The 19067-nt window shown below is 68.7% G+C and carries 21 protein-coding genes; 10 read left to right on the plus strand and 11 right to left on the minus strand.

Going from position 1 to position 19067, the window contains the following annotated elements; all coding sequences use genetic code 11:
* Positions 1-49 precede the first annotated feature (49 nt).
* The 5 genes from AC1DVU_RS02985 to AC1DVU_RS03005 form a co-directional block, all read right to left on the minus strand.
* Positions 50-1264, minus strand: coding sequence for a glycosyltransferase family 61 protein (locus AC1DVU_RS02985; RefSeq protein ID WP_476920936.1), 1215 nt, complete (start codon positions 1262-1264; stop codon positions 50-52).
* On the minus strand, positions 1261-2070 hold the full coding sequence (locus tag AC1DVU_RS02990; protein ID WP_476920937.1) for an FkbM family methyltransferase: 810 nt from the start codon (positions 2068-2070) through the stop codon (positions 1261-1263). The genes AC1DVU_RS02985 and AC1DVU_RS02990 overlap by 4 nt, the downstream gene beginning before the upstream one ends.
* A complete protein-coding gene (locus AC1DVU_RS02995; protein ID WP_476920938.1) occupies positions 2071-3375 on the minus strand; it encodes an O-antigen ligase family protein in 1305 nt (434 codons plus the stop codon). It abuts the gene before it with no gap.
* 51 nt (positions 3376-3426) lie between these two features.
* Positions 3427-4881: a tyrosine-protein kinase domain-containing protein gene (locus AC1DVU_RS03000; RefSeq protein WP_476920939.1), complete on the minus strand. Its 1455-nt coding sequence runs from the start codon at positions 4879-4881 to the stop codon at positions 3427-3429.
* Positions 4882-4975: 94 nt separating this feature from the next.
* On the minus strand, positions 4976-6052 hold the full coding sequence (locus AC1DVU_RS03005) for a glycosyltransferase (RefSeq protein WP_476920940.1): 1077 nt from the start codon (positions 6050-6052) through the stop codon (positions 4976-4978).
* Between the two features lie 260 nt (positions 6053-6312).
* On the opposite strand from AC1DVU_RS03005, the gene AC1DVU_RS03010 reads away from it, so the two are divergent.
* Positions 6313-7278 carry an NAD-dependent epimerase/dehydratase family protein gene (locus tag AC1DVU_RS03010; protein ID WP_476920941.1) on the plus strand — a complete coding sequence of 322 codons (966 nt, stop codon included), beginning with the start codon at positions 6313-6315 and terminating at the stop codon, positions 7276-7278.
* 3 nt (positions 7279-7281) lie between these two features.
* Positions 7282-8499 (plus strand): glycosyltransferase family 4 protein, encoded by a 1218-nt coding sequence (locus tag AC1DVU_RS03015; protein WP_476920942.1) that lies wholly within the window; start codon positions 7282-7284, stop codon positions 8497-8499.
* Here the strand turns inward: AC1DVU_RS03015 and AC1DVU_RS03020 are convergent.
* Positions 8487-9524, minus strand: coding sequence for a GDP-mannose 4,6-dehydratase (locus tag AC1DVU_RS03020; RefSeq protein ID WP_476920943.1), 1038 nt, complete (start codon positions 9522-9524; stop codon positions 8487-8489). The two genes, AC1DVU_RS03015 and AC1DVU_RS03020, sit on opposite strands and share 13 nt — an antisense overlap.
* A gap of 110 nt (positions 9525-9634) precedes the next feature.
* Between AC1DVU_RS03020 and AC1DVU_RS03025 the strand changes: the two genes are divergently transcribed.
* Positions 9635-10519 carry an SGNH/GDSL hydrolase family protein gene (locus AC1DVU_RS03025; RefSeq protein WP_476920944.1) on the plus strand — a complete coding sequence of 295 codons (885 nt, stop codon included), beginning with the start codon at positions 9635-9637 and terminating at the stop codon, positions 10517-10519.
* Between the two features lie 5 nt (positions 10520-10524).
* Here the strand turns inward: AC1DVU_RS03025 and AC1DVU_RS03030 are convergent, their stop codons facing one another.
* Positions 10525-11241 carry a Fic family protein gene (locus AC1DVU_RS03030; protein WP_476920945.1) on the minus strand — a complete coding sequence of 239 codons (717 nt, stop codon included), beginning with the start codon at positions 11239-11241 and terminating at the stop codon, positions 10525-10527.
* Between the two features lie 50 nt (positions 11242-11291).
* Between AC1DVU_RS03030 and AC1DVU_RS03035 the strand changes: the two genes are divergently transcribed.
* The 3 genes from AC1DVU_RS03035 to AC1DVU_RS03045 all read left to right on the plus strand — a co-directional run bounded on the left by AC1DVU_RS03035 (position 11292) and on the right by AC1DVU_RS03045 (position 13701).
* A complete protein-coding gene (locus AC1DVU_RS03035; protein WP_476920946.1) occupies positions 11292-11972 on the plus strand; it encodes a class I SAM-dependent methyltransferase in 681 nt (226 codons plus the stop codon).
* Between the two features lie 70 nt (positions 11973-12042).
* Entirely contained in the window at positions 12043-12216 is a 174-nt protein-coding gene (locus AC1DVU_RS03040; protein ID WP_476920947.1) for a hypothetical protein, read from the plus strand.
* 27 nt (positions 12217-12243) lie between these two features.
* Positions 12244-13701 carry a GuaB1 family IMP dehydrogenase-related protein gene (locus AC1DVU_RS03045; protein ID WP_476920948.1) on the plus strand — a complete coding sequence of 486 codons (1458 nt, stop codon included), beginning with the start codon at positions 12244-12246 and terminating at the stop codon, positions 13699-13701.
* Position 13702: 1 nt separating this feature from the next.
* Here AC1DVU_RS03045 and AC1DVU_RS03050 read toward each other — a convergent pair whose 3' ends face one another.
* The 3 genes from AC1DVU_RS03050 to AC1DVU_RS03060 form a co-directional block, all read right to left on the minus strand.
* Complete coding sequence (locus AC1DVU_RS03050; RefSeq protein ID WP_476920949.1) at positions 13703-14701, minus strand: GDP-mannose 4,6-dehydratase; 999 nt, start codon at positions 14699-14701, stop codon at positions 13703-13705.
* The gene (gene gmd, locus AC1DVU_RS03055; protein ID WP_476920950.1) at positions 14698-15687 is read right to left on the minus strand and encodes a GDP-mannose 4,6-dehydratase; all 990 of its coding nucleotides are present in this window, start codon (positions 15685-15687) and stop codon (positions 14698-14700) included. Before gmd ends, AC1DVU_RS03050 begins: the two co-directional genes overlap by 4 nt.
* 124 nt (positions 15688-15811) lie before the next feature.
* A complete protein-coding gene (locus AC1DVU_RS03060) occupies positions 15812-16390 on the minus strand; it encodes a TetR/AcrR family transcriptional regulator C-terminal domain-containing protein (RefSeq protein ID WP_476920951.1) in 579 nt (192 codons plus the stop codon).
* A gap of 96 nt (positions 16391-16486) precedes the next feature.
* Between AC1DVU_RS03060 and AC1DVU_RS03065 the strand changes: the two genes are divergently transcribed.
* The 4 genes from AC1DVU_RS03065 (at position 16487) to AC1DVU_RS03080 (ending at position 18891) form a co-directional block, all read left to right on the plus strand.
* Positions 16487-17077 (plus strand): biotin transporter BioY, encoded by a 591-nt coding sequence (locus AC1DVU_RS03065; RefSeq protein WP_476920952.1) that lies wholly within the window; start codon positions 16487-16489, stop codon positions 17075-17077.
* 2 nt (positions 17078-17079) lie between these two features.
* A complete protein-coding gene (locus AC1DVU_RS03070; protein ID WP_476920953.1) occupies positions 17080-17769 on the plus strand; it encodes an energy-coupling factor ABC transporter ATP-binding protein in 690 nt (229 codons plus the stop codon).
* Positions 17766-18377 (plus strand): energy-coupling factor transporter transmembrane component T family protein, encoded by a 612-nt coding sequence (locus AC1DVU_RS03075; protein ID WP_476920954.1) that lies wholly within the window; start codon positions 17766-17768, stop codon positions 18375-18377. Before AC1DVU_RS03070 ends, AC1DVU_RS03075 begins: the two co-directional genes overlap by 4 nt.
* A gap of 61 nt (positions 18378-18438) precedes the next feature.
* Entirely contained in the window at positions 18439-18891 is a 453-nt protein-coding gene (locus AC1DVU_RS03080; protein ID WP_476920955.1) for a carboxymuconolactone decarboxylase family protein, read from the plus strand.
* Here the strand turns inward: AC1DVU_RS03080 and bsaP are convergent.
* Positions 18888-19067 carry a biotin synthase auxiliary protein BsaP gene (bsaP, locus tag AC1DVU_RS03085; RefSeq protein ID WP_476920956.1) on the minus strand — a complete coding sequence of 60 codons (180 nt, stop codon included), beginning with the start codon at positions 19065-19067 and terminating at the stop codon, positions 18888-18890. The two genes, AC1DVU_RS03080 and bsaP, sit on opposite strands and share 4 nt — an antisense overlap.

Raw genomic sequence — 19067 nt, forward strand, 5'->3', positions numbered from 1 at the left:
GAAGTATCGTCGCACGCCGACGTCGCCCGTCGTCGCGACTCCTGCGAAGTCAGGACTCGAGCAGCTCGTCCACCGCCGCGAGGATCGCCGCGGGGTCGAGGTCGATGTCGGCCTGGATCCGGTTCATCGGGCTGTCGGGGCCGTACTGATCACTGCCGTCAGCGACGAGGTACGCGTAGTGGACATCGGGAATGGCCTGGGTGATCGCCCAGAAGCACGCCTTGACGAAGCTCGGGGGAAACAGCTCCAGGACCCGTACGCCGGGCTGCGCGAACACCAGGTTCGTGAGTGCCGCGCCGTGCGGTGCGACGATGACCTCCGCCGCGGCGAACTGGTCGATCTGGTCGCGTACGGACATCCCGCCGGGCTCGATGCGAGTGAAGCCTCGGCGTTCGAGGTGCGGCATCAGCGCGTCCTCGTTGACGACCCTTCGGGTGTTGCGCGCCGTGCCGCGGGTGACGTAGATCCGCTTGGGCAGGCCCTCGACCGGCTGGGCCGGCAGGCGGCTCCGGAGCCACTCCACGGTGGCCGTCGGCGCGACCTCCTTGGGGTTGGGCAGGCACGGGACGATCAGCCGGTCGGCGCTGACTGCCCGGTGCTTGCGAGTCTCCACGACGGGGATCTCGTCGAGGCCCGTGAGGGCGAGCAGGTCGCGTTGGTACTTCGCACCCGCAGGGACGTACAGGGCATCCGCCTTCCGGCCCGGCATGGTGTCCTGGAAGACGCCGAAGCGCGGCAGCACGTCCAGCAGGAAGTGGTAGTAGTTGCCGCTGCCGCCCCGCGTGGCCAACGACACCACCGAACCCTCGACGTGCTCGATCGGCGGAAGGCGCCGCCGGAGGAAGAGCGGGTGCTCACGCCAGCCGGAGATCCCGAAGTACTCGCTGGTCTCGTAGTCGAGGATCCCGCCCGGCGTCACATGCGCGCCGTAGTCGCCGACAACGATCCCGCCGGCGATCTCCATCGAGTAGCGCGGTGGGACGTCGAACGTACGCGCCTCCTGGAAGATCCAGTGGCCCGCCGGCGAGCCGTCGGCCAGCTCACGCCGAATGCTCTCGCCCTGCGGCACCTGGTGGATCGTGACGGCCGCGGGCTCGAGTGCCGCCGTCGCGCTCGACGAGGACGTCGCTCGGCGCGGCAGTCCTCGCGGCCCCTGGAAGCGCGAAACCCGGCGCGCCACCAGGCCGGACAGGAGTGACGCCATCCGGTGGAGCCGCTTGACCAACGGCCATGCCGGCTGCAGCGTGCTCGGCAGCCGGGTCACGCGGGGATGGGGTCCCGCGAAAGCCAGGCCATGCCGAGCCGGTCGAGGAACTTCTCGCGGTGCACCAGGTTGAGCCCGGCGGACGTGAAGAACGCCTCCAGCTCCTCCCAGGAGTGGCCCGGAAGATCGTGGTACTCCAGGACGACCCGGCGTACGCCGGCCCAGTCGGCAGGATCGGATCCGAGCACCATGTCGTACTCGCCACCCTCGGTGTCGATCTTGACGATGTCCGCCGTGCGTCCGCTGACCGCGAGTGCCTCGGCCATCGAGACGCTGCGGACCGAGACCTTCTTGGCGTCGGCCGTCAGGTGGAGCACACCGTTGTGGCCGCTCGCTGCACCGTTGTCGGCGAGCTCGAGAGTCCCGGCGGTGCCCTGGACCGCGAGGTTGTTGGCGTGCACCCGCGACCCGAGATCGTTGTCGGCGACGTTGCGCTGGAGGTAGTCAGCCGTCGACGGCGACGCCTCATAGGCGTCGACGCGGGCACCGGCGTGCTTGCGCGCGAACGCGACGGAGAAGCAGCCCACGTGCGCACCGATGTCGAGCGCGACCGGGTTGTCGCCGAGGTCGTTGGTGAACCAGCCCAGGCGGTACTCGTCCTCGACGAAGATCTCGTAGACCGGCACGCGGGCTCCGGGACGGTTGGGCACCGTGATGCTGGTGTTGCCGCCCATCCGGAACACCAGCTCCTCGGGCTTGCCGGTGACACCCTGGCGGGCGATCGCCGTGAGCAGCGACGGCCCGTTGTCGAAGCCGGACAGGGTCTGCCGGACCCTTCGAACGGCGAGGGGAATGCTGCGGAGCATCTAGGTTCCTTCCTTGACGAGAACACCATCGGGTGCGTCCTCGGACTTCGTCTGGTTCGGCGGTCGGGCATCTGCCACGAACGCCAGCGCGAGCACCGCCCAGATCATGCGTTCCCACAGGGTATTGGTCAGCGGCCCGATCGCAGCGTAGGCGAGCACCGGATAGCCGAGTCGGTGCCCCACGCCGTCCCAGAACAGGACACGCAGCGCCCCCCACAGGATCAGCAGATAGCCGATGAGCCCGAAGACACCCACCGCCACGGCGACCTGGAGATAGATGTTGTGCGAGCCGATCCCGCCATCGAAGCCGTTGCCGAGCACTGGGTGGGCCTGGAACTGCTTCCAGGCGGCGCTCAGGATCGACTGGCGCTCGAGGTCCGACCCCGTGGCCGTACCGCTGCCGAACAGCCGGGCGAGCGCGCTGTTGCCGTCGTCCTCCTTGATCCGCCCGGACAGTGCGAGGACGGTCGCGACGCCGAGCACCACGGCACCCACAGCCCGGATCGACCGCTCGACGAACGGGTAGACCACGATCAGCATGCCGAGCACGACCAGTGCCGCGCGGCTGCCACTGATCCAGACGCCGTAGGCATCGATGACGGCCGCGCCCCAGAAGATCCAGCGGTACTTCGGAGCGATCTTGGCGGTGACGTACGGGACCAGGCTGGCCGCGAGCAGGCACGACAGGCCGAGGTAGTTGGGGTGGTAGGTGAAGCCGATGTAGCGCGCGTCACCGGACACGGGTCCCTGCATGAGGCCGTAGCCCACGCTGAACACCGTGCCGAAGATGTATGCGCCGGCGAACCGCACGATGACGTGCGGCGGTGGGCGCCACACCATCATGAAGACCGGCAAGGCGAAGGCCCCGACGATCAGCCTGCCGACCTGTCCACCGCTGACAACCGGGTTGACGCTCGCCACGCTCGCGACCGCGCCCATCGTCAGCAGGACGCCCAGACCGAGCAGGAAGACCGCCGAGATGTGGATCCGGTTGTTCAGGACGGTGGGCGTGAGGATCCCGAAGCCGACGACGAACATGACGTCGGAGACCGTGATGTAGGACCCGCCAAGCCTCAGGTCGTTGAGGGGCGCGAGGAACATCGCGAACAGGACGAACAGCGTGCCGGCCTGCCGCAGGTCGAGACACACCAGGAGCAGGAGCGTGACGGCGAAGCCGAGCGCGACGACGGCCAGGAGGGCCGACGAGGTCGCCATCAGGAGCAGCAGCGCGAGCACCGCCGCGCACCCCATCCAGACCCCGGCACCGCCGAGCACCCGGCGAGCCGTCTCACTCCGCACGATCATGTCCCGGTCAGGCTGCCGCTGCAGACCGGACGGACTCGGCCGAACGCAACGTCATCGGGCGTGCCCAGACACCGGGCTGCTCTTGCGATCCGACCCGAGGGCGCGGCGCGACTTGGACCCTGAGCGGGAACCGCTCGACGGCGTGACGTTCTCGCCATATCCGTAGCCGTAGCCATAGCCGGAGACGGTGCGGCGCGGTGCCATGTTGAGCACGACACCCACGATGCGGCCACCGACGGCGTCGAGGCGTTCGACCGTCTGGGCCACGAGGTCCCGGCTGGTCTTGCCGTGGCGGGTGACCAGCAGGACACCGTCGGTCATCGGCGCGATGATGGCCGGATCGGCGACCGGCAGCACCGGCGGGGCGTCGACGATGACGACGTCGTAGGCATCGCGCACGGTCGACAGCAGGTCGCGCATCGCCTGGGTCTCAAGGACCTCGGCCGGGTTGGGCGGCAGCGGTCCGGTGGCGAGGAAGTCGACACCGCTCTCGTGCTGCTGGATGCACTGCTCGAGCGGCGCGCGGCCGACGAGGATCGTGAGCAGTCCGACCGAGTTCTCGAGGCCGAGGAGGCGGGCCACCCGCGGCTTGCGGAAGTCGCAGTCCAGGATCAGGACCCGGCGGCCGGTCTGCGCGAGAGTGATCGCGAGGTTGGTGGCCGTGACGGTCTTGCCCTCGTCGGGCACGGCGCTGGAGATGACGAGCATCTGGCGCTTGGCATCCAGGTCGACGAACTGCAGGTTGGTGCGCAGGACGCGGAACGCCTCGACTCGTTCGTTCGAGCCTTCGACATCGCTGATCAACGGGTGCTTGGGGACCGAGGAGTCGTAGGGGACGACGGCCATGACTGCCGCGCTGGTCGCCTCGCCGAGGTCCTCAGGCGTCTTGATCGAGGTGTCGAACATGTCCCGCAGCACCGCGCCGGCGACGCCGATCAGCATGCCCAGGAGCACGCCGACAGCGATGTTGAGCCCGAGATTGGGTGAGACGGGGTTGGCGTTGAACGAGGCATCGCCGGCGAGCCGCGCGACGATCGGCGAGGTCGGATCCTCGCCATCGACACCCTTGGAAGGAGTCTCGAGACTGGCGACGAGCTTGACGACCTCGTTGCCCTCGGCGCGGGCGAGCTCGCGGGCGATCTCCGGGTCAGGGTTGGTCACGCCGATCAGCAGGATCACGGTGTTGGGCTGGGCCACCGCCGAGACGCTGGGCGCGAGCTCGGCGGGCGTCATGTCGACACCGACGCGCTTGATGACGCGCTGCAGCACGGCCGGGTCCTTGGCCAGATCGGCGTACGAGGCGATGCGCGTGGCTGAGTAGATGCCGACGTTGTAGGCATCGAGCGTTCCGGTCGAGGTCGCGGTGATGTAGACACGCGCCTCGGACTTGTAGGTCGGGGTGATCGACGATGTGACGACGCCTGCTCCGATGATGCCGAGCAGCAGAACCGTCACGGTGAACTTCCAGCGACGCCTCAGGGTGCGAAACAGTTGACGTAGTTCCACTCGGGTCCTCGCTCGGGAATCGTGTTGCCGTCCGGTCGACAGGTCAACAAAGTGTATGCGAGGGCGCCTGTCTCACCATGACGCGCCCGCCGTTTCAGTGGGGCGTGGCGCCAAGAGCGGTCAGAGCCTCGCGGGTCTGGCGAACCGTACGCTCCCAGGTGAACGTGCGGCCCCACTCCTCTGCCGCCGCGATCTCGGGCTCCGGCAGCCGGCTCGCCGCCACCGCCGCATCAGCCAATGCGTCGGCGGACCAGTCGGCCATCACGACGGCGTGTCCGCCCGCCACCTCGAGGGTGGCCTTCTCCGGTCCGATGATGACCGGCTTGCCCAGGATCATCCCCTCCACCACGGGCAGGCCGAATCCCTCGAAGTCCGAAGGGAACACGATCATGCTGGCCTCGACCAGTGCCCGGTGGAACTCGGCGTCAGGGAGGAACGGCGCAAGCGTGACGGTGCCGGAGAGTCCGCTCCGCTCTATCCTCGCGGTGAGCTCGTCACGCATCTGCCCACGCACGCCGATGATCGTGAGCGGCGGGACATCCCCATCGCGGCCGGCGAGCAGCTCCCAGGCATCCAGGATGAGGTCAGGATTCTTGTTGGTGTGGTGGGCGAAGGCGATCGCCGGACCACTGCGATCTGGATCGGGCCACTGCAGCACGTGGTCAGCGCCCAGGTGCGTCACGACCGATGGCTTCGTCCGGGTCGAGGGGTGCAGCTCGTGGAGGTCGTCGAGGCTCCGGCGGGAGATGGAGAGGAACCCGTCCGCGATCGCGTACGTGCGACCGTACGAGATGCGCCGCAGCAGCTTGCGCGACCGGGTGAACTGCTCGGGTCGCAGCTCGTGGCGCAGGTCGAGGATCACGACGCCCATGGGCACGCGTGTCCGGCGCAGCGTGGTCGACGGGACCGTGACGAGGACGGCATCGGGCTGCAGTCGACGGACGAGGCCGCGGATCGCGCGGGTCTGGGCCAGCGGACGCCCGAGCGCCGACGGCCGTCGGACCGCAAGCTCGATGCGCTGGTGCGTGGCGGTGTCGAGATCGGACGAACGCGGCACCAGGACGTGCAGCTCGTCGTCGGGGAACGTCGTGGACCAGCGGCCGAGGAGATGCTCCACGTAGGTCCGGATGCCGCCGTACTCGGCGCACATGGCGTCCACGACGATCAGCATCCGGGACTTCCTGCCAACATCAGCCTTCTCCGACCTGTCATCGCGCGCGCTCAGATTTCCGGCGACACGCTACCGGGTTGCCGATCGCGGCGAGGCGTCAACGGCGGACAGGTGTCGGCGTGGTCAGTGCGCTTCGCGGAACCTATTGGCCGTACGCTCGTTTGCGTTCACGTAAATCACCCACTCAAGCGCCCGCGGCGCCGTGGCATCCCCGGAGCCCGCGGCAGCGAATCTTGGCATGACCCTCGGAGGCACAACAGATGACTGTCTTGGTAACCGGAGCTGGTGGCTTCATCGGCGGACACCTCGTGGCAGATCTCCTCGAGTCCGGAAAGACCGTCCGGGCCGTCGACATCAAGCCCCAGGACGAGTGGTACCAGGTGCACTCCGACGCCGAGAACGTCGTCGCGGACTGCGCCGACATGGGCGACGCCCACAAGATGGCCGTCGGCACCGAGGAGATCTACAACCTCGCGGCGGACATGGGCGGCATGGGGTTCATCGAGAACAACAAGGCCGAGTGCATGCTGTCGGTCCTCACCAGCACCAACGTGCTGGTCGCGGCCCGCGACGCCGGCACCCAGCGCTACTTCTACAGCAGCTCGGCCTGTGTCTACGCCGGTGACAAGCAGACCGACCCGAACGTCACGGCGCTCAAGGAGTCCGACGCCTACCCCGCGGATCCCGAGGACGGCTACGGCTGGGAGAAGCTCTTCAGCGAGCGCATGGCCCGCCACTTCCGCGAGGACTTCGGCATCGAGACCCGCGTCGCTCGCTATCACAACGTCTACGGCCCCGAAGGTACGTTCGAGGGTGGCCGCGAGAAGGCCCCCGCAGCGCTGTCCCGCAAGATCGCCGAGGCCAAGCTCAGCGGCAACCACGTCATCGACGTGTGGGGCGACGGCGAGCAGAGCCGCAGCTTCATGTACATCGACGACTGCGTGCGCGGCACCAAGGAGATCCTGGCCGGCGACAACGTCGAGCCGGTCAACCTCGGCTCGTCCGAGCTCGTCACGATCAACCAGATGATCGGCATCCTCGAGGACATCGCGGGCATCACGGTCACCAAGGAGCACGACCTGACGGCACCGCAGGGCGTACGCGGTCGCAACTCCGACAACACGATGTTCCACGAGATCTACGGCTGGGAGCCGTCGATCTCGCTGCGCGACGGACTCGAGAAGACCTACGCGTGGATCTACGACCAGCTGAGCGCGCGCGCCTGACGCATGAAGGTCATCGTCCACGACTTCTCCGGGCACCCGTTCCAGGCCGAGCTCTCCCGCAAGCTGGCTGACACCGGCCTCGATGTCGACCACGTGTCGGCCGAGCAGTACGTCAGCGGCAAGGGCCATCTCGAGGTGCAGCCCGGCGACAGCCCCACGCTGTCGTTCACCGGCATCTCCCTCGACCTGCCGTTCCAGAAGTACTCGCCGCTCGCCCGGCTCCGCTTCGAGCGGGCCTACGCGCGCGAGTGGATCTCCCGGCTCAAGGCAGCACCGGCGGACGTCATCGTCGCGTGCAACCTGCCGCTGGTCTCGATGTTCCTGTTCGCCCGCCACGCCAAGCGCAGGAAGCTGCCCTACGTCATGTGGCACCAGGACATCTACAGCTCGGGCATGGCCGACGAGCTGGAGCGCAAGTTCCCCCGGCCCCTCGCCCGCCTCGGAGCACGCGTGTTCGAGCGGATGGAGGCCTACTGCGCCCGCCACGCACGTCACGTCGTCGCGATCGGTGATGCGTTCAAGGAGGTCTACCCGGGCTGGAAGGTCGCACCGGAGAACGTCTCGGTGATTCCCAACTGGGCACCGCTCGACAAGGTCTTCCCCGTCGACCGCACCAACCGTCGCTCGGGCGAGCTGTTCCCCGACGAGGCCTCACTGCGCCTGGTCTATGCCGGCACGATCGGTCGCAAGCACAACCCCAAGCTGCTCGTCGACCTGGTGCGCAACGCACTCGACAACGACATCGCGGCGTCGATGGTCGTGATCTCGCAGGGCGAAGCTGCCGATGACCTGACCGAGATCGCCGCGACGCAGCAGATCCCGGTCACGGTCCTGCCGTTCCAGCCTGCCGACGACCTCCCGTACGTCCTCGGCTCGGCCGACGTGCTCGTCGCGCTGCTCGAGCCGGACGCGACGAAGTTCTCGATCCCCAGCAAGGTGCTCTCCTACATGGCGGCCGGACGTCCGATCCTGGGCCTCATGCCAGGTGACAACCCCGCCGCGATCGACATCAAGGACAGTGGCGGCTTCGTCGCCGACCCGAGCGACGTGGGCGCCAAGTCGGCGACGGCGTGGCTGTCCGAGCTCGCGGCTGACCGGGCACTCGTCGAGCAGATCGGCCACCGCACCCGCGCGATCGCTGAGCAGAAGTTCGACGTCGACGGAGTCGCGCGCCAGTTCGACGCGATCCTCAACGACGCCGTGACGGCTCAGCGCACGTAGTCGGCGGACTCGTCGACGCCGGACTTGATCCGGCGGACATCGACGTCGACCATGTCGGCGATCAGCGCCTCGAACGACGTCGCCGCCGTCCACCCGAGCTGCTTGTTGGCCCGCGACGCGTCACCCCGCAATGCGGAGGCCTGCGTGGAGCTCCACAGGTGACGGTCGAGCTCGACGTACGGCAAGGGGTCGCCGAGGCCCACCGACTCGAACGCGGTGACGAGCATCTCCCGCAGCGTGTGGCTCGTGCCCGTGGCGATGACGTAGTCGTCCGCGTCGTCGTGCTGCAGCGCCGCCATCATCGCGACGACGTAGTCGGCGGCAGCGCCCCAGTCGCGCTCGATGTCGATGTCACCGAGATGGACGCGTGCCCGGTTGCCACACGCGACCTCAGCGGCAGCACGGGTGATCTTGCCAGCGACGAACTGCTGGCCGCGGAACGGGCTCTCGTGATTGAACAGCACGCCGTTGCAGGCGAACAGGTCGTACTTCTCCCGGAAGCTGATGACCGAGTGGTGCGCGGCGCTCTTGGCGATCGCGTAGGGCGTGCGCGGCCGGTGCGGCGTCTCCTCGTCGAGGGAGCCCTCGACCTCACCCCCGAAGACCTCCGCACTGGAGGCCTGGAAGAAGCGCACGTCGCGCGCGTTCTTGTCGCGATAGCGCAGCAGGCTCTGGAGCATCTCGACGACCGCGGTGGCGTTGGTACGAGTGACCAGCTCGGGATCCGCCCAGCTCCGGCCGACCGAGCTGAACGCCGCGAGGTTGTAGACCGCCTCCGGCGCGTACCGGCTCAGCAGGTCGTCGAACCGCAGGCTGTCGGTGAGCTCGTGGTCGACGATCTCGACACCCTCGAGGTAGGGCGCCATCCGCGCGATCGAGGAGATGCCGGGCCGGACGGTGCCGACGACGCGCCAGCCGTTCGCTCGCAGGAGTCGAGCGAGATACATCCCGTCCTGTCCGGCGACTCCCGTGATCAACGCGGTCGGCGTGGGCAGCGCGTGGTTCGCCCCGGGCGTCGAGCTCATGCGGGTTCCTCCACGGTCATGACGAGTAGCGGCGCGGTCGACCGCAGGCGGGACACAGCATATCCGCGGCGACGCGACGGGGTCGCCAATCTCCTCAGTACGCTGGCCGGATGACGTCCCTCCAACGCGCCGTCGGCGCGCTGCTGGCCACTGTCCTCTCCTTCGCCACTTTGTCCGCCTGCTCCAGCTCGACACCGGACCCCCGCCCGTCAGAGCCGAGCGGTCCTCGCTATGTCGCGCTGGGCGACTCGATGACCGCAGGCGCCGGCATCGGCAGTACGTCCGCCCCGTGCTATCGCTCGCGAGCCAACTTCCCCTCGTTGATCGCCGACGAGCTCGGCGTGAAGAACTTCGTCGACGCGAGCTGCATCGGCGCGACGACCGCAGACGTACGCGAAGGGCACGTGGCCGACGACGGAGAGTTCGTGCCTGCCCAGATGGAGGACCTCACGGCCGACACCGACGTCGTCTCGATCACGATCGGCGGCAACGACAGCGAGTTTCTCGCCTCGTTGTACGTCGCTTGCTACGTCCCGCCGGGAAGCTCGGCGAAGGCGTGCAGCTCAGCCGTGGAGCGCTTGCCTGCCCAGCTGGACAAAATTCAGCAGAACATCGCCGCGACGCTCGCGGCGATCCGCAAGAAGGCACCGCGCGCACTCGTGGTGCTGGTGGGCTATCCGCGCATCATGCCCGACTCGGGCAGTTGCGATCCCAGCGTCGTGCCGATCTCGGAACCTCACCTCGGCGCCGCTGCGAAGGTCGAGGGACAGCTCGAGGCCACGATGCGCGCGGCCGCCAAGCAGGGCGGGGCCGAGTACGTCGACATGCGCAAGCGCTCGGTGGGACACGATGCCTGTGCGGGCAAGGACGACGCCTGGGTCAGCGGCAACTCTCCCGAACCGGGTGACGGAACCTTCCTGCACCCACGGGCCAAGGGCGCCAAGGCCATGGCGCGTGCGGTCCTGCCGGTCGTGAAGGCGCGGCTCGGCGAGTGAGCCGGTCAGCGTGCGAGAGGTGAGACCTCCGCGCCACGGGTGAACGCCTGGGAGGCGTACATCAGCCACTGGCGCACACCCGTCGCCTCGCCGCCGGCGTATGCCCCGAGGGCCGCGCGATAGCCGTCGGGCTCGGCGGCGTGGCCGGCCTCCGGCACCGTGACCGATGCGGGGTCGACGCCCTTCGCGACGAGCACGAGGCGCTCAGCGGCCCGACCCACCACGGCGTTGTGCGTGGCGAACGCTCCGGCAGCGGCGATCTCGGCATGCACCAGCGCTGCCACGACGAGCCCCGGCGCCTCGGTCGGCTGGCTCAGCATCGCGGCGAGCGCAGTCAGGCGGGCGACACCGTCAGGGTTGACCGGACGGCCGAGGTCCGCGTCGTCGACCGAGCCCGCGGCGGCCAGCGCGTGCATCCGGGCGAGCACCTGGACGGGCGAGTGCTGCCACACCGGGAGCAGGCCGAGCAGCTCCGTGGACAGCCGGACGGCTCCGCGGGCCACCTCGTCGCCGCCTCCTGACGCGAGCACCTCCACGTCATACGCGCTGCCCTCGAGCGACGCGGTCGCCGCGGCGCCGAGCAGCAGGGACCGTGCGGTGTCGTCAGGGGTGCTGCGACGCAGGCCGCGGTCGCGGAGCATCGAGTCGATGCCGTCGCGGGTGCCGGCGTACGTCGAAGGTATGCCCTCGAGCAGGGCGGCCGAGATGAACGGATCGGACACGCCCCGAAGCGTACCGGCCGCCCCTCGCACCGACCGGTAGCCTGAGGAAGATGAACGACTCCCCCGAAGATCGCACGGCCAAGTGGCTGGTCGGGGACCGTTTGGCATGCGTCCTGCACCTCGGCGACACGTCGCTGGCCTATCAGCTCGCCGAGCAGGGCCACGAGGTCGTCATCGCGGGCGACGACGTCACCGCGAGCCGGCACGAGGACATCCAGTACGTCCGCAGCCGCGGCGAGCGCCTGCCGTTCCTGGCCGACGCGTTCGACGTCGTGATCGCGCCCGAGATGCGCGAGGCACCGACCGCCCTGGCCGAGTACGCCCGCGTGCTGCGGCCCGACGGCCTGCTCTCGACGATCTCGCAGCGCTACGACGACTCGATCCCCTGGATGCGCAAGCTCCGGGAGATCACCGGCGATCGCGGCGGGCCGGCGACTCCGGTCGACACGTTCACTGCCTCTGGCCTGTTCCACGAGCCCGAGACCCACGAGCTCGGCACGTGGGAGAAGCTCGACCTGCCCGGCCTGATGCGCTTCGCGGAGGCGACGCGTCACCCGTCGGTCGCCGAGTCCGCGCTGTCACAGGTGCGGGACCTCTTCATGAGCTACGGCGCGCAGACCGGTTTCCTACGCCTGCGCCACGAGACGTTCTGCGTACGAGCGAAAGTCGACAAGTCCGGCATGGAGCACGACACCCCGCCGCCCGACACGCTGCTGCTCGACTTCCGCTGACGAAACGCCCGTAGGTCACCGGATTTGTCCGCCCTGCTTCTTATCGTGGAAGTGAGGGAAGGAGATCGGCATGAGACATTCACTGGCGCTCATCGGGCTCGCGATGGTGTGCGAGACCTGCGAGGGCGAGATCGACCTGCCCGAGGACCTCGAGTCGGGCACCGGCATCTGCCGCCAGTGCGGCATCGCCTTCCTGGTCGACGCTCCCTACGAGACCGAGCGCGGTTCCCGACGCAGCGCCTGACTGGGCCAGCGGGCCTAGACTTGTGCGGTGAAGTTCCTCAACGACCTGCAGCCCTCGTACGACCTGACCTACAACGACGTCTTCATGGTCCCGGGGCGTTCCGACGTGACGAGCCGGTTCGACGTCGACCTGTCGACGGCTGACGGCATCGGCACGACGTTGCCACTCGTTGTCGCCAACATGACCGCGATCTCCGGCAAGCGCATGGCCGAGACCATCGCGCGCCGCGGCGGCATCGCGATCATCCCGCAGGACATCCCGCTCGACATCGTTGCCGCGACGGTGCAGCGCGTGAAAGCCGCGCACACGGTCTACGACACCCCCGTGACGGTCAGCTCGTCGACGACGGTCGGCGAGGCCATGAGCCTGATCCCCAAGCGTGCCCACGGGGCGGTCGTCGTGGTCGAGGACGGCAAGGTGCTCGGCATCGTCACCGAGCGCGACGGAGCCGAGATCGACCGCTTCGCGCAGGTCCGCGAGGTCATGTCGACCGACATCCTGACGTTCGACGCCGGCACCGACCCCAAGACCTGCTTCAACGAGATGTCGGCCCGCCACCTCGACTTCGCGCCGGTGCTCGACGGCGGGCAGCTCGTCGGCGTGCTGACCCGCAAGGGCGCACTCCGTTCGACGATCTACCAGCCCGCGGTCGATGCCGCCGGCTCCCTCGTGGTTGGCGCCGCGGTCGGCATCAACGGTGACGTCGCCGGCAAGGCAGCCGACCTGCTCGGCATGGGCCTCGACGTGCTCGTGGTCGACACGGCACACGGTCACCAGGAGAAGATGCTCGAGGCGCTGCCCGTCGTCGTCGCGGCCCGCGATGCGTACGAGGCGAGCTCGGGCCATCGCGTCCCGATCGCGGCCGGCAACGTCGTGTCGGCCGACGGCGTACGCGACCTGGTCGCCGCCGGCGCCGACATCGTCAAGGTCGGGGTGGGCCCCGGTGCGATGTGCACGACCCGCATGATGACCGGCGTCGGCCGGCCGCAATTCTCCGCCGTCCTCGAGTGCGCCACGGCCGCCGGCGAGCTCGGTGCGCACGTGTGGGCTGACGGCGGCGTCCGCTATCCCCGTGACGTCGCGCTGGCCCTGGCAGCCGGTGCGGCGAGCGTCATGATCGGCTCGTGGTTCGCCGGCACGCTCGAGAGCCCCGGCGACCTCAAGGTCGGCCCCGACGGACGGCCCTACAAGGAGTCGTTCGGCATGGCGTCAGCTCGCGCGGTGTCCAACCGTACGCGCGACGCCGCCGGGTTCGAGCGGGCCCGCATGGCGCTGTTCGAGGAGGGCATCTCGTCGTCGCGCATGTTCCTCGACCCCGATCGTCCCGGCGTCGAGGACCTCGTCGACGCGATCACCGCGGGCGTACGCTCGAGCGCGACCTATGCCGGAGCGCGCTCGCTCGCGGAGTTTCACGAGCGCGCGATCGTCGGCCTGCAGAGCTCGGCCGGCTACGACGAGGGCCGCCCGCTGCACGCCTCCTGGTGAGCTACACGTAGTCCGGGGACTCCTCGACGCCTGAGCTCAGGCGCTCACGGTCGACCCGGACCATCTCGGCGACCAGGTCCTCGAACGAGGTGACCGCGGTCCAGCCCAGCTCGCGCTGCGCCTTGCCGGCGTCGCCGATCAACCCCGGCGCGTCGGCTGCCCGAAGCAGTGACTCGTCCTGCTGGACGTACGTCCACGGGTCGGGCACGCCTGCTGCCGCGAAGGCCAGCTCCAGCAGCTCCTTGAGGGAGTGCAGCCGGCCGGTGGCGATGATGAAGTCGCCCGGCTCGTGGTGCTGCAGCACTGCCTGCATCGCCACGACGTAGTCCTGGGCCGCACCCCAGTCCCGGGAGACATCGAGGTTGCCGAGCGTGAGCGAATCGCGCCGGCCCGCGGCGATCTCCGCTGCCGCCCTGGTGATCTTGCGCGTCACGAAGCGGCTCTCACGCAGCGGGCTCTCGTGGTTGTAGAGGATGCCGACGGATGCGAACAGCCCGTGCTGCTCGCGGGCCCGGACCGTCAGCGCATGGGCTCTGCTCTTGGACTCGGCATAGGGGTTCTGCGGGGCGTGCGCAGTGTCCTCGCGCTGCGGGTTCACCGCGGCTGGTCCGAAGACCTCAGAGCTCGACGCCTGGAAGAAGCGCGGCTCCCGCCCAGTGCGGTCGCGCCAGGCAATCAAGGCGTCCAGCATCTGCTCGACGGCTGTGGCGTTCACCTGCTCGACGAGCTCCCGGTTGTCCCAGCTCGCGCCCACCGAGGTGAATCCGGCGAGGTTGTAGATCTCGTCGGGCTCCTCGGCGACCAGCAGGCGTTCGAAGCCCGCGGCGTCGCGGATGTCGTGCTCACGCAGCTCGACGCCCTCGATGTAGGGCGCCAGCTGTGGGAGGGGACCCGGCAGCCTGGTGCCGACGACGCGATGGCCGGCGGCGAGCAGACGCCGTGCCAACAGCACGCCGTCCTGGCCCGCCACACCAGTGACGAGCGCCGTCGTGCTGGTCACTGTTCGCGCGAACCCTCGAAGAGCGCGATGTCGGCGTCGACCATGAGCTGGGCCAGCTCCTGGGTCCCGGTCTCCGCCTTCCAACCGAGCAGCCGGTTGGCCTTGGACGGATCTCCGAGCAGGGCGTCGACCTCGGTGGGCCGCTCGTAGCGCTCGTCGTGAGTGACGTAGTCCTGCCAGTCGAGGCCCACGTGCGAGAACGCCATCTCGCAGAACTCCCGCACCGTCGTGCCGGTGCCGGTCGCGAGGACGAAGTCGGTCGGCTCATCGTGCTGGAGCATCCGCCACATGCCTTCGACGTACTCCTTGGCGTAGCCCCAGTCGCGGACGGAGTCGATGTTGCCCAGCACCAGCTCGTTCTGGACGCCGGCCTTGATGCGCGCGACGGCCCGGGTGATCTTGCGCGTCACGAACGTCTCGCCACGACGCGGCGACTCGTGGTTGAACAAGATGCCCGAGACCGTGAACATGTCATAGGCCTCGCGGTAGTTGACCGTGACCCAGTGGGCGTAGAGCTTGGCCGCACCGTAGGGCGAACGCGGGTAGAACGCCGTGCCCTCGTCCTGCGGCGGCGGGGTGGCGCCGAACATCTCGGACGTGGACGCCTGGTAGAAGCGCGTCTCGAGGCGCGCCGACCGAATGGCCTCGAGGAGCCGGATCGTGCCGATGCCGTCGGCCGACGCGGTGTACTCCGGCATCTCGAACGACACCTTGACGTGGCTCTGTGCGGCCAGGTTGTAGACCTCGTCGGGGCGGATCTCGCGGATCAGGTTGACCAGGCTGACGCCGTCGGTCATGTCGCCGTAGTGCAGGTGCAGCCGCTTGCTCGCCTCGGGATCGTTGTCCCGGATCGGGTCGATGCGGCCACGGTTGAACGAGGAGGAACGTCGGACGAGTCCATGGACCTCGTATCCCTTCGAGAGCAGGAGCTCAGCGAGATAGGAGCCGTCCTGGCCGGTGATCCCGGTGACGAATGCGCGCTTCATGACCTGCCTTTGTCGAAGTTCGGGCCGCGGGCCTCTTCAGGCGTGCCGGCGGTCCCCGCACAGCGTAACGAGACGCCGGCACAGAGGTGACGGAACGGACCGGAGCCAGTCAGGCTCAGACCCGTCAGCCTGCAGCTCGGGCCGGGTGGTGGAGGCGGATGCCGTCCAGGATCAGGGTGAGGCCGAGCTCGAACGACTCGGCGCCGGCCCGGTCGAGTGGCTCGTCGTCGATCGCGCCGACGCTGTTGGCCTGCAGGTGCGTCTGCTCGTCCGAGACGTGCCCGAACACGAAGTAGAGGATCGTCGTGGCGGCCGATCGGGCGAACGCGTCGTCGAAACCGCCGGTCGCGATCGCGCCCGCGAGCCGGCTGTTGAGCGACACCGCACCGAGGCCGAATGCGTGGACCGTCGCGATCAGCTCGGCACCGTCGCGGTACGCGAGCATCGCGTCGCGCAGCTCGCGGCTCACCGCGACGACCTGCACGTCCCAGGGCTCACCCGTCGGCAACGGACGCGCGCCACGCTCGAGCAGCTCGTCGGCGACGGCGGCGAGCAGGACCTGCTTGTTGGCGAAGTGGTGATAAAGCGCGCTCGGCTGGAGCCCCAACTCAGAGGCGATCCGGCGCATCGACATGTCCGGCAGTCCGTACATGTCGAGGATCCCCACGGCTCGCTCGACGATGTCGGAACGGTGGTAACGCACGCGGGCCTCCGGCTCGAATTGACGGTCCGTCCAGCCTATAGGCTAGCCTGAACGCCGTTCACCTGAGCACCGTTCAGGTACGTCCTCAGGAGTCCCATGCCCAGCACTGTCTCGTCGCGCAGCAAGTCGCTGTCCACGACCGATCTCGCCCTCGTCGCCACGTTCGCCGCCCTCATCGCCGTGTGCTCGATCATCAGCGGTTTCCACGTCAGCGGCATCGGCGTGCCGTTCACGCTCCAGATGTTCGCGGTCTTCTTGGCCGGGGCGGTCCTCGGTGCAACGCGAGGATTCCTCGCGGTCCTGCTCTACCTCGCCGTCGGCACAGCAGGCGTGCCGGTCTTCGCCGAGGGACACGGCGGCCCGTCTGTATGGGTCGGTGTCACCGGTGGCTACCTGCTCGCCTTCCCCATCGCGGCATTCATCGTCGGCCTCGCCGCGAGCCGCGTGGCCCGGACCAAGCCGGCTTCCTTCGCCGTCGTGGTCTCGATTGTCGCGGCGATCGTGACGGTTGCCGTCGTCGGCACGCTCGGCACGATCGGCATGGCCCTCAAGCTCGACGTCAGCCTCAGCGTGGCCTGGGGCTACGCGACCCCGTTCTTCGTCGCTGACATCATCAAGGGCGTCCTCGCCGCGATCGTCGCTGCGGCGGTGCACCGCGCGTTCCCGCAGCTGGTAGCCAAGCGCTGAACGTGATCCGCCTCGACGAGGTCGCCGTCTCGGTATCCACACCGGGCGGCGACCTCGCGCTGCTCCGCCCGACGACCCTCACTCTCGACGAGGATCGCATCGCCCTGATCGGCAGCAACGGCTCGGGAAAGTCGACGTTCGCGCGGCTCCTCAACGGGCTGGTCGAACCGAGCAGCGGCAGCGTCACCGTCAACGGCCTCGACACGATGCGTGACGGCGCGGCCGTACGTCGACGGGTCGGCTTCGTCTTCACCGACCCGGGCGCGCAGCTGGTGATGCCGACGTGCGTCGAGGACATCGCCCTCTCGCTGCGCCGGACGATCAAGGACAAGAAGCAGCGGCTCACCAAGGCGCGGGAGATCCTCGCGGAGATCGACCTTGCCGACAAGGCCGACAGCAGCGTGCACACGCTGTCCGGCGGCCAGAAGCAGCTGCTCGCACTGGCCGGCGTCCTCGCTACTGATCCCGACGTCCTCGTGGCGGACGAGCCGACGACACTGCTCGACCTGCGGAACACCCGCGTGATCGCCGACCGGTTGTTCGCCCTGCGCCAGCAGCTCGTCCTCGTGACGCACGACCTCGACCTGGCACTGCGATGCGAGCGTGCACTCGTCATCGACGACGCCCGCGTCGCTTTCGACGGCCCGCCCTCCGACGCCGTCGCCTTCTATCGCGACCAGGTGGTTCGGTGAGCCAGTTCCTTGTCGGCAACTATCGGCCTGGCACGACTCTTCTTCACCGCATCCCGGCCGGTCCGAAGCTCGGCCTTCTTGCGCTGTTCAGCATCGCCACGGTCATCGTGCCTGGCGTGTGGACGGCACTGGGATTCCTCGCCGCTGCCAGCGGACTGGCGGTGTGGGCACGCATGCCGCTGCGCAGCACCGTTCGTGCCCTGCGGCCACTGCTGCTCGTGATCGTGCTGGTCACCGCCTTCCAGGTCTGGCAGCGCGGCTGGCCGACCGCGATCCACGTCGTCGCCGGCCTGCTGGCTGTCGTCATCGCCGCCCTGGTCTTCACCGCTACGACGTCGATCGACACGATGCTCGATGCCATCACGCGAGGACTCGGGCCGTTCCGCCGCGTCGGCGTGAACCCGGAGAAGGTCGCGCTCGCGTTCTCGCTCATGATTCGCGCGATCCCCGGGATCCTCGAGATCGCGCACGAGACGAGGGCAGCGGCCAAGGCTCGGGGCCTCGAGCGCAATCCGCGTGCACTCCTGACACCGATGGTGATCCGAACCGTCGCGCATGCGTACGACACGGGTGCCGCCCTGCATGCCCGCGGCATCGGCGATGACTAGCTGTTGCTGGCCGCGACGCACGGGTTGACTTGGAGCGCGCTCCAACTTCTAGCCTTCTTGCATGGCAGAGGACGAGGCGCGGCTGACGGTCGCGCAGATGACTGAGACGACCGAACGACAGCAGCGATTCGAGCACGGCAGGGCGGTGCTCGAGGCGGTCGACGGGGAGGCCGGCACGAACGTCATCAACGCGCTCGGGGACATCTCCCCGGAACTCGCTCATCAGGTCGTCGCCTGGGGCTTCGGCGAGATCTACTCGCGCCCTGATCTGGAACCCCGCGATCGTCAGCTCGTCACCCTCGGAATGCTCACTGCGCTTGGCGGATGTGAGCCGCAGCTCGATGTCCACATCAACGCGGCGCTGAACGTCGGCCTCACCCCACAGCAGATCATCGAGGCCTTCCTGCACTCGGCCGTCTACTGCGGGTTCCCGCGAGCCCTGAACGCGACCTTCACGGCGAAGAAGGTCTTCGCCGAGCGTGGGCTGCTGCCAGTCCCCACCTCCGACAGCTAGCTTCTGAGCTCGCCGTGCTCGACGCAACGGGCCGACCAGCCCGCCGGCGTCACCTGCACGACCATGCGCCGACGACACTCGGCACAGAAGCGCGGCGGCTCCATCTGCAGGAGCTCGTTGCACCGCGAGTGGTCGCGCACGTCGACCGCCTCCCCGCAGTGGCCGCAGTACGTCAT

This window comes from Aeromicrobium sp. P2_G6, assembly GCF_056403535.1.